The organism is Cronobacter malonaticus LMG 23826 (assembly GCF_001277215.2).
Classification (GTDB): Bacteria; Pseudomonadota; Gammaproteobacteria; order Enterobacterales; family Enterobacteriaceae; genus Cronobacter; species Cronobacter malonaticus.
The window spans coordinates 3,498,102-3,512,745 of sequence record NZ_CP013940.1; the positions used below are offsets into that span (position 1 = coordinate 3,498,102).

11 protein-coding genes are annotated in these 14,644 nt (G+C 52.7%); 3 read left to right on the forward strand and 8 right to left on the reverse strand.

The features are described from left to right. Positions 1 to 21 precede the first annotated feature (21 nt). The 5 genes from AFK66_RS16395 to AFK66_RS16415 all read right to left on the reverse strand — a co-directional run bounded on the left by AFK66_RS16395 (position 22) and on the right by AFK66_RS16415 (position 7,586). The gene (locus AFK66_RS16395) at positions 22 to 3,804 is read right to left on the reverse strand and encodes a CDP-glycerol glycerophosphotransferase family protein (RefSeq protein ID WP_007781129.1); all 3,783 of its coding nucleotides are present in this window, start codon (positions 3,802 to 3,804) and stop codon (positions 22 to 24) included. Continuing rightward, positions 3,797 to 4,909 carry a stealth family protein gene (locus AFK66_RS16400; protein WP_007781127.1) on the reverse strand — a complete coding sequence of 371 codons (1,113 nt, stop codon included), beginning with the start codon at positions 4,907 to 4,909 and terminating at the stop codon, positions 3,797 to 3,799. Before AFK66_RS16400 ends, AFK66_RS16395 begins: the two co-directional genes overlap by 8 nt. Before the next feature lie 2 nt (positions 4,910 to 4,911). Further along, entirely contained in the window at positions 4,912 to 5,577 is a 666-nt protein-coding gene (locus AFK66_RS16405; RefSeq protein WP_007781125.1) for an ABC transporter ATP-binding protein, read from the reverse strand. Beyond that, positions 5,574 to 6,350 (reverse strand): ABC transporter permease, encoded by a 777-nt coding sequence (locus AFK66_RS16410; protein ID WP_007781123.1) that lies wholly within the window; start codon positions 6,348 to 6,350, stop codon positions 5,574 to 5,576. Before AFK66_RS16410 ends, AFK66_RS16405 begins: the two co-directional genes overlap by 4 nt. 321 nt (positions 6,351 to 6,671) lie before the next feature. Further along, positions 6,672 to 7,586 (reverse strand): LysR family transcriptional regulator, encoded by a 915-nt coding sequence (locus tag AFK66_RS16415; RefSeq protein ID WP_007781122.1) that lies wholly within the window; start codon positions 7,584 to 7,586, stop codon positions 6,672 to 6,674. 115 nt (positions 7,587 to 7,701) lie between these two features. On the opposite strand from AFK66_RS16415, the gene AFK66_RS16420 reads away from it, so the two are divergent. Then, a complete protein-coding gene (locus AFK66_RS16420) occupies positions 7,702 to 8,703 on the forward strand; it encodes a zinc-binding alcohol dehydrogenase family protein (protein WP_007781120.1) in 1,002 nt (333 codons plus the stop codon). Positions 8,704 to 8,910: 207 nt separating this feature from the next. Here AFK66_RS16420 and nadR read toward each other — a convergent pair whose 3' ends face one another. The 3 genes from nadR to serB form a co-directional block, all read right to left on the reverse strand. Continuing rightward, positions 8,911 to 10,143: a multifunctional transcriptional regulator/nicotinamide-nucleotide adenylyltransferase/ribosylnicotinamide kinase NadR gene (nadR, locus tag AFK66_RS16425; protein WP_004385876.1), complete on the reverse strand. Its 1,233-nt coding sequence runs from the start codon at positions 10,141 to 10,143 to the stop codon at positions 8,911 to 8,913. Between the two features lie 91 nt (positions 10,144 to 10,234). Next, entirely contained in the window at positions 10,235 to 11,617 is a 1,383-nt protein-coding gene (gene radA / locus AFK66_RS16430) for a DNA repair protein RadA (RefSeq protein ID WP_004385877.1), read from the reverse strand. Between the two features lie 11 nt (positions 11,618 to 11,628). Further along, complete coding sequence (gene serB, locus AFK66_RS16435) at positions 11,629 to 12,600, reverse strand: phosphoserine phosphatase (protein WP_007780238.1); 972 nt, start codon at positions 12,598 to 12,600, stop codon at positions 11,629 to 11,631. A 106-nt stretch (positions 12,601 to 12,706) separates the two neighbouring features. Between serB and AFK66_RS16440 the strand changes: the two genes are divergently transcribed. Continuing rightward, positions 12,707 to 13,369 carry a YtjB family periplasmic protein gene (locus tag AFK66_RS16440; RefSeq protein WP_004385879.1) on the forward strand — a complete coding sequence of 221 codons (663 nt, stop codon included), beginning with the start codon at positions 12,707 to 12,709 and terminating at the stop codon, positions 13,367 to 13,369. Between the two features lie 48 nt (positions 13,370 to 13,417). After that, positions 13,418 to 14,434 carry a lipoate--protein ligase gene (gene lplA, locus AFK66_RS16445; RefSeq protein WP_007780233.1) on the forward strand — a complete coding sequence of 339 codons (1,017 nt, stop codon included), beginning with the start codon at positions 13,418 to 13,420 and terminating at the stop codon, positions 14,432 to 14,434. Positions 14,435 to 14,644: the final 210 nt, after the last annotated feature.

The window sequence follows — 14,644 nt, forward strand, 5'->3', positions numbered from 1 at the left end:
TTAAATTATTAATGTTTAAGGTTACGCATCTGATTTAACAGAAAACTCACGCAGCAGCCGGAGGTTTTGTAATTTTTCTGCCGCATTGTCAGGCATATTCTGCGGATAGTGACGCAACAGATTCAGCCAGCAATCGTAGGCGTCATCCCAGTCTTCACAAAGCTGAGCGAGCTCGCACCGGAGCATCCACGCGCTCTGGTTATAGCGGCTGATTTTATTGCGAACCACCGAAAGCGCCTGGCTAAAACGCCCGGTATCCCGTAAGGCTTCCGCATAAATAAGACAGAAGGCATCGTCCGGTTTATTTTGCACCTCAAAAATGGCAATCGCTTCGTCGGGCTTTTTCAGGGCCAGACACGCCTGCGCATAAATTTTCAGGAACCTTACGTCACTTCTCAACGCATCATTCAGCGTACCAAACAGTGTATACATCTCTTTAAACTTGTCGGTGCGCAGCAGCGCCACGCAATAGTAATAGAGATGCTCATCAGGAAGATGATTAATATCCGCGCTGGCTTTATTGAGCTGAGAGAGAATTTTCTCCCAGTTCTGACGCAAAAAGGCGAGACGGGCGATTTTCAGACGGCACTGCGGATCGTTTTCAATATGTTTTTCATATTTCACCAGACACTGATGGGCGTCATTGAGTTTATTCAGTTGCTGATAGCAATAAGAAAGCGTGATCAGGAGTTTATTCTCAAGACTTTCCGCAGATGTCACATCGACGCCCTGCTCTTTTACATAAGCAATCCCTTCAGCCCATTTTTGCTTCGCCAGAAGTAAACAGAACCGGGCATAGCTAAAACCCGCCGTCGGGCGCGTTTTCTTGCACAGGGTTTCCAGCACTGCGGCCTGGCCGCTGCGGTACAGGCAGTAGCAATAACGGGCATTATCAATACTGGTTTCACCAGCGTCTTGCCAGTACGAAGTGGCCTTTTCCCAGTGATGTTCAGCCATTTCGACCATCGCCATACTTGCGGAAAGCGCCGTATGACGCTGTTCAGGATGACGCGCATACCAGTGGTGTATAGCGTTGCGCGCTGCAACGGTTTTCCCCTGTTTACGCAGTGCTTCAGCAAGCCCGGCGCAACCGTGTGCCTCTTCATCCTGAGTGAGCGAAAGCGCCAGGTACGCCTGCCAGCGCTTTTCAGCAAGCGCCCAGCGGCGAGCTGCGGCGGCCTGTTTCGCGTACTGATAATAAATCTCTTTATCCGCAAAGCCTTCCGGCAACGGCGCATCCAGCGAGGCAATCGCCTGATACGTACGCTCACAGTTAAGCCCATCGCGGAACGGGAAGGTGTCACTGATACGCTTAAGGATTTTCGCAGACGGTACCGCATCGTTCTTCAGCAGCGTATTCAGTTCTTTAAACAGCTCTTTTTCGGTTTCTACCACTGGGCCAAAACCATGCTTGCGGTAATCGAAGTAGCCTTTGGAATAAATATGCGCCCCTGAAAAACACGCTTTCGCATCAAATTGATAATAAATTACCGGTTTGTTCTGTACGGCCAGTTCAAAAGCTACAGAAGAGTAATCAGTGATCATCATCGATGCGCGATTAAACACATTCTGGATAGACCCATCTGCGTGAGTAATCACCTCTATATAGTCTGGCACCTCAAAAAAGGAGAGATAAGGCTGAATATTGGCATGAGGGAAAAAAGCGACTTTAAAATCATACTGTTCCGCGTATTTTTTTAGCAGAGGAGAATGAATAACGCCGTACCAGCTTCTGGCAAATTCCGTTTCCATAAAGTCAGGGTTAAGCGCCCGCGCTTCTCCATCCCCCGTCACAGGCCCGACAATGGTTTGTCGCCACGTAGGCATAATTACGATCAGGCGTTCATTATTTCTGGCGGCAACCAGTTTGTCATGGCGTGGGAACCCGGTTAATACCACTTCCTTTTTAGTATAATAATAACGGCTTCCATCTTCATGGATAGATTGATACTCGTAAGGAGAAGTAGTAATAAAACAGTTAATATCTTCCTTGCTGTTCAACCAGCTCGAAATATCATCTTTAGTTACGCCATGCTGGAGAAAAACATAGTGTTTACCCGCTAACATTTTCGGCCCAAGATAATTGGTTACGTAGCGATTCGCATGCGAACTGATAACCTTGCTGCAAGAGCCAAGTGCAAGTTTATGCTCGCGAGAGCCAAACTCAAGCAACCGAAATCCTTCTTGTTCTAACCGTGACCAGTCATGAGATCCTTTTTGGAGGGCAAAAAAGATATTCTGTTGAGGATAATTTTCGCGGACGTAACGGTATAAATGTTCCGCGTTATCATCTGCCTGTGTATCCCTGTCCATAAAAATCCATGCCTGATGATATTCTTTTTTCTTTTCATATACTGGCATCAGGTCAATGAAATGCTTTTTGATATCAGCAGCGTTTAAACCTTCTTTATATTGTTTACCGCCAAGAGAGAGACGAGTCGGCAGCTTCGAAACAGACATATTGATCTTTTTTGCATCACCAAGCGCCACCCAAAGACGGCGCTCAAGAATCAGCGTTTCATCTAAAAAATCATGACGAATGGTCTTAGCAAACTTAGGGATAACGTCAATACCATCCAGCGATATCTGTTCAAGCCCCACAGGATTTGTAAAATATCGAAGCTGCACCATGTTTTTAAAAGCATCATACTTTTCTACATAAATAATTTGTGCATCCGGTTGCATACTTTTAAAAAATGAAAGCATTGCCACTTTATGAAAAAACCATGCGCCTGCCAAATCAAAATTAATAATATTTTCTTTATTTAAATGAACAAAAGCTTCTTTCAAATACCCAATACAAATTTGCTTCTCAATGGAGGATAAAAATGCAGCCCTTTCACCACGATTTATCAACCACTTCATAAACCATGTTATTTCATAAAGCATTGTCCTTTGAATATTGTTAGGCACATACCCTATTGATTCTGCATATTGATTTAATATAGTTAGATATCCATATTTGGGGACAGTTAAGAACCGTTCTTTTTTTTGCCATGCCGTATCTAACGTTGATGTTCCATCTCCCCTTTTACGATAATAGTATTTAGAGCCGCCAAGAAACGCAGCATAACCATGCTGGTTATTTAACAGATATCTGGCAATAAAGTGTGCATCTTCAAAAGCAGGTTTAACTTTGCTGTCAAAGAGTACATCGTTAAACAGAATCGATTCCGTTCTGAAAAATGCAGTACTTGCAGAAAGCTGTACTTCTTTTTCCATTTCGGAAAGTAGTACCAACTGATTACCTTTCTTAAATTTATAAGCTAAAGGATGACCATCCTTATACTGGTTCTTAGCCTCGTAAAACATGATAATATTACAACCCACCATTTTAACGTCTTTATCCCGGTGCTGATAAAGAAAGCCGTCAAGGTTGTAAAAATAATTCACATCAACAAAATCATCCGGATCGATAAATGTGACCCATTCCGTCGTGACATGCTGCAACCCGTTGTTACGCGCAGAAGACTGCCCAGCATTCTCCTGATAAATATAAGTAATATTATTCGGATATTTCTTTTGCCAGCACTTAATAATCTCCGCAGAGTTATCCGTTGAACCATCATCCACCATGATAAGCTGGATATGTTTTTTGAACTTCAGGCGCTGCCTAATAAAACTTTCAAAATAATCATCAAGAAAAGCGCCTACGTTATACACTGCCGAAACAACAGTGTAGTTATAGTGTCCATCTTCTTTTTTGAACCGCAATTTGTCGAGTTTACGCGCCTGATTGGCAGCCATATCGCTGAAAAAAAGTTTGGGGTCCCTTACCAGCTTGCGAAGTTTATTATTAAACATTTTTGTGAGTTCCATTTTCAAAATATGTTTCAAGCATTGCAATCAGTTGTTCCTGATAATTATTGACGCTTTGGTTACGTGAAGAAAAATCATTAGCGCAGAAGGAGTGCGGTGAAACGCCCTGCCGTTGTCTGTTAATCAGTGCGCGATAGTGCGTGTTAGCGGCAGGCGACCGCACGTTGAAGTAATAACAAATATCTCTCGCCGGGACGGCAAGCCCCCGCGCATAGGTAAACCAGGGCACCAGAAACGTTGGCAGATTTACATCGCTATCGCTTCTGAATTTACATGACAAAAAGGCGCTGATGCGTTTGTTGTAGCGCTGCCGGGTTTCGGTAAAGAGACTCTTGCGCAGCGGAACATACGTATGCGCCAGCGGCATATCTGGCGCGAAACCGATATCCTGAGAAAGCAGTGTCCGGGAATTTAGCGAGGCAGAAAGCGCAGCCGTATGCCGCCCGCGCTGCGTCATTGCCGTCAGGCTCTTATGGGCAAGAAAGAGCGAAGCCAGCCCGTTCCCCCGGAAAAAATGGCTTGGCGGAAGTGGACGCGCAACAAAGACATCATCATTAAAATAGATAAAATGCTCGGCAAGATCGGGAATCGCATCTAAATGGGCTTCGATAACGTGTGAGTTAAATGTCGGTAAATAGCGTGCTGGAATAATCTCTTTATGGGAAATGATAGTCACTTTCTCAATCGCTTCAGCCCACGGAAGCGGATGTCCGTCAGCAACAATATAGATCCGGCGCACCCAAGGCATGAATGTCAGCACGCTTTGTACTGAATAAAATATTTCGTTGTGATTATCAAAGCGGGCTGGATCGTGATTAACCCCCAGTTGCGCTTGCAGATGCTGATGCCGGTAGAGCTCGAATTTACGACGCCACTGGCTGTCGCAGTTATCCACCCACGTGAATACCACATCTACCGGAAACGTGACCTCATCCATGCTTTCCAGCGAGAGATCATGCTTAATCAATATGCTTTCTTCACCCTGTGGGCAGTCTATTTCATTAAGGATCAGCGGGTGTTTTTTTAGCAGGTAATCACGTAAGAACAGGCCTGGCGACGTAAACAGTTTTTTTACTTTTCTGTATTGCATTTCTACAGGTTCTCCTGTGCTTTATAGGCGTTAATGGCATCATCAACGCTGTCGTAAAAATGCACCTGGTTTTCCCGGCCGATAAACACCGCCGCATCGCAATACTGTTTTAGCGAGTTGAGATTGTGCGACACCATCAAAAAGCACGATTCACGGTGGCGGGCTTCAAAAAGGGTTTCACATTTTTTACGAAAGCTCGCGTCGCCCACGGCGGTTACTTCGTCCACCAGGTAGTAGTCGAATTTGAACGCCATACTCAGCCCGAACCCAAGACGCGCTTTCATGCCGGAGGAGTAAGCTTTCACCGGCATATCAAAATATTTTCCAAGCTCGGCGAACTCCTCAACGAACGCGACTTTTTGCCGGACTTCTTCTTTCGGCGCATAAAGGCGCGCTACAAACTTTACATTTTCCCGCCCCGTCAGGCTGCCCTGGAACCCTCCCGCCAGCCCGACCGGCCAGGAGATGGTGGAGCCGGAGACAATCCGCCCGCGGTCCGGGTTATCCGTGCCGCCAATCATGCGCAGTAGTGTGGATTTCCCTGCCCCGTTACGCCCTATCAGCGCCACGCTCTTGCCGGGAGGCAGCGTCAGGTTGAGATCTTTGAAAACATAATGTCGCCCGGCGGGTGTGCGGTACGATTTGGTGAGGTTTTCGATAGTAATCATGAGGTCAGCATCGCCTCTTCCTGATAGCGGTAAAGAGCAAGCCCGGTAAACAATACCACCAGCGTGCTAACCGCAAGATACGTCAGGCTGGCGCCTTCGCTCGCATAGCTTGTGGCCAGCGATTCGCGCGTGAGTTCCACGACGTGCACAAGCGGATTCCAGGCGACCCAGCGTTGATATTCCTGGGGAATTGTATTTAGCGAATACATCACGCAGGAGATGAAATAGAGCGGGCGCGTCAGCAGCGGCAGGAACTTTTCAGCCTCCGGAAATGCACTGCCGATGACCATAAAAATCAGCCCGGCACCGAAGGAAAAAATAACCAGACAACTCCAGACGACAAACAGCACCAGCAAATGAGTGCAGGTGAACGGCTCCCCCAGTATGGCCAGCAGGGCGAGCAGCACCAGATAAACGGCAATATAAATTCCCGCTTCCAGTAACGTTCTTGCAATAATCGTATCAATCGGTTTTACCGGGCGATAATTAAAAAGCCCCTGATTCGCCTCAATAGCATTAATAGAACGACTCGTAATATGATTGAATATAAAATAGGGAATAATGCCGCTTAATAAAAAGATGGGGAAAGAGATATCCGGCAGCGTTCGTTCCATCACAAAATCCAGAACAAACAGCAATATTACGAGATGCAGTAATGGCTCAAGCAGCGCCCAGCAGTAGCCCAGGCGAAACTTACCAAAGCGAGTTTTTATTTCCCTTAAAAATAGCGCCATTACGGTGGCGCGCTGGACATTCAGCCCATGCCTTTTCATAAACACATCCTTGTTTCAGGGTTGCGAACAGGCTACCGCGATGGGATTTACCCATAGCATTTTATAAAATGCACTCCCGCCACCAGAAATAAATAGCACCACCACGCCCATCATCGTGCGTGAATATCAGCAGAATTAATTAAACCTTGTGATTTATTTACCGCAATTATTATTGCAGCAACAGAAGGGCGTTACAATAATTCAGGCGCGTAAAATAGCATAAAACATCATCTCCATAAATAACTTATCTTAGATTTCTTATTTTAGAGAGATTGTTTTCCATCTATCTGTTTTTATCCCTTTAATAATAAAAAATAGCCACTATGAGACGAAAGCCGATAAATTATCGTAAAATTGCGTCACACCTTCATATTCCAGTGCAAAGTTGATATAGCTGACCAGCGCCGGTGCGTTGAGCTTGCGCCCAGGATACACGAGATAAAGATCGTTCCCGGTGACGGTCCATTCAGGCAGCACATTGACCAGCGCGCCTTGTGTAAGGGTTTCATCAAGCAGAAAGGCGGGCAGCAGCGTGATCCCGGCACCTGCCAGCGCGCTTTCGCGGGCATAAAGGAGATTATCGGTCTGGTGCATCTGGTTCAGATGGCAGCGGTAAAGCTCACGGTCGCGCTGGAGCAGCCACTCCGACCAGGCACGATGAACAATTACGCGGTGATCCACCAGTTGCGAGGGGTGCGTCAGCGCAGGGTGACGCGCCAGATAAGCGGGTGAAGCGAGCAGATAGCGCGGGCAGAGGCCAATCTTGCGGCCAATCAATGAGGAATCCTGCGGTTTACCGGTACGCAGCGCCACGTCAAATCCTTCCATCACAAGATCCCGCACGTCATCAGAGATAAACACCTCCAGCGTGATCTCCGGGTATTTCGCGAGAAATTCGGCGTTCATGCGCGCCAGCAGCGTCGCGCCAATTCCTGCCGGGCTGGTGATGCGCAGCCGGCCGCTGGGGTTATCGCGCAGGCGCTGGATGGCAAGGTCGGCGCGTTCGCTGGCATCCAGCATTTCACGGCAGTGCACCAGATAGTGCTCACCGGCAAACGTCAGGCTGAGCTTGCGCGTGGTGCGATTAAGCAGCCGCAGCCCGACATGCGCCTCAAGCTGGCTAATGCGCTGGCTTACGCTGGACTTCGGCAGCCCCGCCTTCTGCGCTGCCGCCGTGAAGCTGCCCGTCTCCGCCACCAGCGCGAAAAGCGCCATATCCTGCAGTTGCTTAAACATGATTGTTCATCTCTCACGAACACGCCGTTCTGGATTGTACATCTTATCACCCTCTTTCAGGCTGCATAGACTACAGTCAACACATCCTCCTCTGAATGCACGAAAGGAACCTGATATGTCTGTTAAAGCGATTGCTGTGAATCCGAACGCCCCGGAAAGCTTTATCGAAATTACCCAGCCGATGCCGCAGCCAGGCGATTTCGACCTGCTGGTGGAAGTCAAAGCGGTATCCATCAACCCGGTAGATACCAAAGTGCACGCAAGCCTTAAAAAGAATGGATTGCAGGAGCCGCGCGTGCTGGGCTGGGACGCCAGCGGCGTGGTGACGGCGGTCGGCGGCAAGGTCAGCGGTTTTAAACCGGGCGATGAAGTCTATTACGCTGGCGATATTACCCGCTCTGGCAGCAACGCCAGCCATCAGTTAATCGATTCCCGCATTGTGGGGCATAAACCGCACACGCTCCCGTGGGCGGCGGCGGCGGCCATCCCGCTGACGGCGCTGACTGCGTGGGAAGGGTTATTCGAACGTCTGGCGATTCAGGACGCCGGTGAAGACAAGACGCTACTGATTATCGGCGGCGCAGGCGGCGTAGGCTCGCTTGCTATTCCGTTCGCACGTCTGCACAGCAAGGCGAAAATTATCGCCACCGCCTCGCGTGAGGATTCCGCGCAGTGGTGTCGCGATCGCGGTGCCGATCTGGTAGTGAATTATCACGATCTGCCGGGTGAGCTGGCGAAACACGGGATTAAATTTGTCGATTATATTTTCATCCTGAATGACACCGACGGTCACTGGGCAGCGGTGAGCCAGCTTATCGCGCCGCAGGGGCATATTTGCAGCATCGTGGAGAATGAGCACCCGCTGGATCAGGATGCGCTGAAGTCGAAATCCGCCGCGCTGCACTGGGAGTTTATGTATACCCGCAGCATGTACCAGACCGCCGATATGGCGCGTCAGGGCGAGATCCTCAATGAAGTAGCGAAACTGCTGGATGCCGGTGAAGTGGAGAGTACGCTGAGTGAAACCTTCCACGGTCTGAGCGTTGAGAGCATCAGCAAGGCGCATGAGAAGGTGCTGGAAGGCCATATGCGCGGCAAGGTGGTGGTAGAATTTTAATTCCGGCGGGCCACGGCGGGTGCACGTCGTTTACCCGCCCTACCTGGCTCTCTTCGTAGGGTGGGTAAGCACAGCGCACCCACTTTTGAACATTCACATCAATGGCGGGTGCACTCCGTTTACCCGCCCTACAACAGAATATGTTCATGTAGGGTGGGTAAGCGCAGCGCACCCACCAATAACGCCTCCCCCAACAACAACCGCCCGCTACGCCTGCTCGCCCATCAGCTGCTTCACTAACTCCACGCAGCGCAGAAAACGGGAGTCGTAATCCGGCTCCTCGACATGCACATATTCGATGTTGTTCTCTTCAAGCATCGACACCAGCAGCGACTGAAACTCTTTGCGATCCACCGAACTGCCGAGGCTTCGCAACCCGTCCGCCACCCACGGCGTGTTGTTTTCCAGCAGGATCACGAGATCGAAACGGTATTCATCCACCAGCGCCTGCACAAACGGATGCTCGCGTCCTTCATACTTTTTGCAGAACGCCTGCGTGGTCACGAAATCGGTGTCGATAAACGCCACTTTATTGGCATACTTCACCGCGAAATCAATATATTGCGCGTGACCGAGCGCGATTTTATCGTAATCGGAATATTGCAGCGCCATCTCGTCGCCGCCGAGATGAGAAAACACATAATCGCGGCCATATTCCCAGGCGCTCGTCGTATTGAAAATATTGGCGAGCTTATTCACCAGCATCGATTTCCCGCTCGACTCGCCGCCCAGAATCGCCACCGTACGCACAAAGAACGGCTTCACTTCGGTCGGGATGTACTCCCAGTAGCGGAACGGATTGGCGCGGATCTGCGCGCCGCTGATATTCATAAAGGTGCGTTTCGGGTCGATAATCACGGTCTCGATGCCGAGATGTTCGCGGTACTGCGGCGCGTCGGCCTCTTCGGAGGTATAGATGGAATCCGGCTCGATCCCCTTCTCCTCCATAAACGCTTTAATGCCTTCGCTCCAGACGTCCCAGCCGTGCGGATACGGCTCCATGCCCTCTTCATTAAAGGCATGAATGCGGATGTTTTTCTGGTATTTAAACGTCTGCAACAGCCAGCGCAGACGGTCGCTGATGGTCGGCTGCTGCGACATCGCGCTCTCTTCAAACAGCGTGCGGTCGCGCTTTTCGTCATAGCCCATGATGATATGCAGCTCATCGACCTGGCTACAGGCGCGCTGGATCAGATAGATATGGCCGGTATGCAGCGGATAAAACTTGCCAAAGACGACGCCGACGCGCTTCTGACGGCGCGGAAACTCCAGCCCCAGAAAACGGTGCAGCGCTTCAAGCTTTTGCGCGCTGGGGCTTTTGATTTTGGCGTTGAGAAGCTGGCTTAAATAACCCTTGGTCATGCCGCTGGCATCCGCCACCTGCTGCAACGTGCAGCCTTTCTGACGAATCGCGGTTTTGAGATAGTCGAATGATGACACAAGAGCCTCCTGCTGAATGAGCGTGCCGGACAGAGAAAATACGAAGGGCGGGTCACGGTGTACGACCCGCCAGAAAACAGTGATTTACTGATTATAGGTCGTCAAAAACGGCCAGCGCATCCGCCAGCTTTTTGACGCCGAAAATTTGCATGCCTTCCGGTACCTTTTTCGGCACGTTGGCGGCAGGAACAATCGCGCGGCGAAAACCGTGCTTCGCCGCCTCGGAAATACGCTCCTGGCCGCTCGGCACCGGGCGAATTTCACCCGCGAGGCCCACTTCGCCAAACACCACCAGATCCTGCGGCAGCGGCCGGTCGCGCAGGCTTGATACCATCGCCAGCAGCAGCGCCAGGTCGGCGCTCGTCTCAGTCACTTTCACCCCGCCAACCACGTTGACGAAGACGTCCTGATCCGCCATTTGCAGGCCGCCGTGACGGTGCAGTACGGCGAGGAGGATTGCGAGACGGTTCTGCTCAAGACCCACAGCCACGCGCCGCGGGTTCGCCATCATCGAATGGTCCACCAGCGCCTGGATCTCCACCAGCAGCGGGCGCGTTCCTTCCCAGACGACCATCACCGAGCTGCCGGATGTAACTTCATCGCCCCGACTTAAGAAGATGGCCGACGGGTTACTGACTTCGCGCAGCCCCTGCTCCGTCATGGCGAACACGCCTAGCTCATTGACCGCGCCGAAGCGGTTTTTATGGCTGCGCAGCGTGCGAAAACGGGAATCGGCGTCGCCGTCCAGCAGGACGGAACAGTCGATGCAGTGCTCGAGCACTTTCGGGCCCGCCAGCGAACCGTCTTTGGTCACATGCCCCACCATTACAATCGCCACGCCGCGCGTTTTCGCAAAGCGCGTCAGGTAGGCGGCGGTTTCACGCACCTGCGCGACGCTGCCCGGCGACGACTGCACGTCAGCCATGTGCATCACCTGAATGGAGTCGATCACCATCAGTTTCGGCTGCTCTTCTTCCGCGATAAGGCAGATCTGCTCAATGCTGGTTTCCGAGAGCATGTTGAGATTGGTGGTGGGCAGGCCGAGACGATGCGCGCGCATCGCCACCTGTTGCAGCGACTCTTCGCCGGTAACATAGAGCGTTTTCATCTGCTCAGCGAGCTTGCAGAGCGTTTGCAGCAGCAGCGTCGATTTCCCGGCGCCGGGGTTGCCGCCAATCAGAATGGCGCTGCCCGGCACGACGCCGCCGCCAAGCACCCGGTCAAACTCTTTAAAACCGGTGGAGAAGCGCGGCAGCGCCTCCAGGCTGATGTCGGAAAGCTTCTGCACTTTCGACACGCCTGCGCTGCCCGCGTAGCCGGAGAGACGTTCATTGCGCGCCGCTTGCGGCGAGGCGGCGAGGCGCACTTCCGTGATGGTATTCCAGGCATGACAGGCGCTGCACTGCCCCTGCCAGCGCGGATAATCCGCACCACACTCGTTACAGACAAATGCGCGTTTTGGAGCTTTCGCCACCTTTTACCTCTTTATTTCTGGTTAAGGCTGCCCGAAAGGATACAGAAAACCCCCATCAGGTCAGCGTGACGGATAGTGATCTCCGTCTTTTCATTCACTTTCGGTTTAGCGTGATAGGCGATACCCAGCCCCGCCGTCTGGATCATCGGCAGGTCGTTGGCACCATCGCCAATCGCGACGGTCTGGCCCGTCGGGATCTCATATTTTTCAGCAAGTCGTTGCAGGGTTTGCGCCTTGAACTGGGCGTCGACGATCTGGCCGGTCACTTCACCGGTAAAGACGCCATTTTCCACCGCCAGTTCATTGGCAACCACATCGTCCAGATGCAGTTTGTCCTGCAAATATTGCGCGAAGAAGGTAAAACCGCCGGAGGCGATCGCCACTTTCCAGCCCAGCGCATGCAGCTTCAGCACCAGCGAGGTGAGGCCTGGCATTAACGGAAGCGCGTCGCGCACCTGATGCAGGATCTCCGCGCTCGCGCCCTTCAGCGTACCGACGCGCGCTTTCAGGCTGGCCGCGAAATCCAGCTCGCCGCGCATGGCGCGCTCGGTGACGTCCGCCACTTCATCGCCCGTACCGGCAAGTTTCGCGATTTCATCGATGCATTCAATCTGAATCGCGGTGGAATCCATATCCATCACCAGCAGACCCGGCGTTTTCAGGTGCGGAATTTTGCCAAGCGGCGCGACGTCTAAACCTGAATCATGCGCCAGGCGCGTCGCGCGCGGCGTCAGCGAACCCGCAAGGCGGATCACCTGATAATCTTCCACACACCACGCGTTAACGATAACCATCGCCGCGCCGAGTTTGTGCTGATATTGGGTCAGGCTTTGCTTATTTAAACCCCGTCCGTACAGGAGCCAGCCGCTGCGGCCAGCGTGATAATCCAGCGGCATCACTTCATCACCGCTTAAAGAAAGGGGCAATCCAGGCCAGAGGGAGACCTCGTTTGGCAGGTCGCACCAGGTAAGACTGTTCGGCATTCAGGCTCCTGTAAATAGTATCGGGGCGGGACAAAACAACGCATGAGGCTACCTTGTCTGCGGCGCTTCTGGCAACATTAAGCTTCAAAATTTAAGCAGGTACTTTATGGCCCGGGCAAAACTCAAATTTCGGCTGCATCGCGCAGTGATTGTACTTATCTGTCTGGCGTTGCTGGTGGCGCTGATGCAGGGCGCGTCCTGGTTTAGCCAGAGCCATCAGCAGTCGCGCAATATTCAGATGGAAGAGCTTGCCCGCACGCTGGCCCGCCAGGTCAGCTACAGCCTCGCGCCGCTGATTAAGGGCGAAAATCCGGATGAAAAACGCGTCGCGGCCATGCTGAACCAGTTGACCGACGAGAGCCGCATTCTGGACGCCAGCGTCTATGACCAGCAGGGCGAACTGATCGCCCGCGCGGGCGAGAGCGTCAACGTACGCGACCGGCTGGCGCTCGACGGCAAAAAAGCGGGCAGTTACTTCAACCAGCAGATCGTTCAGCCGGTGCAGGATAAGAGCGGCCCGGTGGGCTACCTGCGGCTCACGCTCGACACCCACAGCCTGCCGACCGAAGCGCGCCAGGTGGATAACACCACCAATATTTTGCGCCTGATGATGTTACTGGCGCTCGCTATCGGCATCGTACTGACCCGCACGCTGCTCCAGGGCAAACGCACGCGCTGGCAACAGTCGCCGTTCCTGCTCACCGCCAGCAGATCGGTGCCGGAAGAAGAGAGCGAGCCTGAGACGCCCGCAGACGACAAACGCGCCTGACGCCGCGTGATATAATGGGCGTTCTTCAATGCTTTAGGGAAAACGCCTGTGTCCTCTTTACGCCTGCTTATTTCCGATTCTTACGATCCCTGGTTTAACCTGGCGGTGGAAGAGTGCATCTTCCGCCAGATGCCTGCCACCCAGCGCGTGCTGTTCCTCTGGCGCAACGCCGACACCGTCGTGATTGGCCGGGCGCAGAACCCGTGGAAAGAGTGCAACACGCGCCGGATGGAGGAAGATAATGTGCGTCTGGCGCGGCGCAGCAGCGGCGGCGGCGCGGTGTTCCACGATCTCGGCAACACCTGTTTTACCTTTATGGCGGGCAAACCGGAATATGACAAAAGCGTCTCGACCGCGATTGTGATTAACGCGCTGACGCAGCTTGGCATTCCGGCATCAGCCTCCGGGCGCAACGATTTGGTGGTAGAAACCGCCGAAGGGCCGCGCAAAATTTCCGGCTCCGCCTACCGCGAGACGATGGATCGCGGCTTCCATCACGGCACGCTCTTGCTGAACGCCGATTTAAGCCGGCTGGCGAATTACCTGAACCCCGATAAGAAAAAGCTCCAGGCGAAGGGGATCACCTCCGTGCGCGGGCGCGTCGCCAATATTCACGATCTCAAACCCGGCGTGACGCATGCGCAGATCTGCGAGGCCGTGACGGAGGCGTTTTTCACGTATTACGGTGAGCGGGTGGCCGCCGAGGTGATTTCCCCGGACGCGTTTCCGGATCTGCCCGGCTTTGCCGAAACGTTCGCGCGCCAGAGTAGCTGGGAGTGGAATTTCGGCCAGGCACCCGCTTTTACGCATCAACTCGACGAGCGGTTTGTCTGGGGCGGCGTGGAGCTGCATTTCGACGTGGAAAAAGGGCATATCACCCGCACGCAGCTTTTTACCGACAGCCTGAACCCCGCGCCGCTGGAGGCGCTGGCGAGCCGGTTGCAGGGCTGCGTGTATCAGGCCAGCGCGTTGCAGGAAGTTTGCGAGGCGTTAGTGAATGAGTTTCCCGACCAGGCCACGGAGTTACGCGAAGTAGGCGCGTGGATGGCGCAGGCGGTGCGTTAAGTCAACACTGGTGGGTGCGCTGCGCTTACCCACCCTACAAAACCACAAAACCCTGCGCCACTGGCGGGTGCGCTTCGCTTACCCACCCTACAAAACATAGCCTTTCCGTGCGTAGGGCGGGTAAGCGCAGCGCACCCGCCGTTTCCTTTGCCTTTTCCCGCCCAATAAAAAAGGGCGCCGCAGCGCCCTTTTCTTTCACTTTAACCAGCG

Bases quoted from the DNA above. Each gene is read 5' to 3' on its own strand.
- AFK66_RS16440 (WP_004385879.1), top strand. From the start codon at position 12,707: ATGGCCCGGGCAAAACTCAAATTTCGGCTGCATCGCGCAGTGATTGTA.
- AFK66_RS16400 (WP_007781127.1), bottom strand. From the start codon at position 4,909: ATGCAATACAGAAAAGTAAAAAAACTGTTTACGTCGCCAGGCCTGTTC.
- AFK66_RS16405 (WP_007781125.1), bottom strand. From the start codon at position 5,577: ATGATTACTATCGAAAACCTCACCAAATCGTACCGCACACCCGCCGGG.
- AFK66_RS16420 (WP_007781120.1), top strand. From the start codon at position 7,702: ATGTCTGTTAAAGCGATTGCTGTGAATCCGAACGCCCCGGAAAGCTTT.
- AFK66_RS16415 (WP_007781122.1), bottom strand. From the start codon at position 7,586: ATGTTTAAGCAACTGCAGGATATGGCGCTTTTCGCGCTGGTGGCGGAG.
- AFK66_RS16410 (WP_007781123.1), bottom strand. From the start codon at position 6,350: ATGAAAAGGCATGGGCTGAATGTCCAGCGCGCCACCGTAATGGCGCTA.
- serB (WP_007780238.1), bottom strand. From the start codon at position 12,600: ATGCCGAACAGTCTTACCTGGTGCGACCTGCCAAACGAGGTCTCCCTC.
- AFK66_RS16395 (WP_007781129.1), bottom strand. From the start codon at position 3,804: ATGTTTAATAATAAACTTCGCAAGCTGGTAAGGGACCCCAAACTTTTT.